Source organism: Erwinia sp. V71, from assembly GCF_965644245.1.
Lineage (GTDB): Bacteria > Pseudomonadota > Gammaproteobacteria > Enterobacterales > Enterobacteriaceae > Erwinia.
In genome coordinates this window covers 1-201 of record NZ_CBFFRK010000354.1, presented here as the reverse complement: position 1 = coordinate 201, position 201 = coordinate 1, and the positions used below count along the sequence as shown (strand labels likewise).

Annotated in this window: 1 tRNA gene; it reads left to right on the top strand. The window is 53.2% G+C overall.

From position 1 onward, the window contains the following. Positions 1 to 128: 128 nt before the first annotated feature. Positions 129 to 201, top strand: a tRNA-Arg gene (locus ACSZO1_RS22905).

Below are 201 nucleotides of genomic sequence, written 5' to 3'. Positions count from 1 at the left end.
TCCGTAGCTCAGCTGGATAGAGTACTCGGCTACGAACCGAGCGGTCGGAGGTTCGAATCCTCCCGGATGCACCATTCAAAAACAATTGCTAAAGTTAGCTGTCATTCCTCGTAAGTGATTTCCCCAATGCATCCGTAGCTCAGCTGGATAGAGTACTCGGCTACGAACCGAGCGGTCGGAGGTTCGAATCCTCCCGGATGC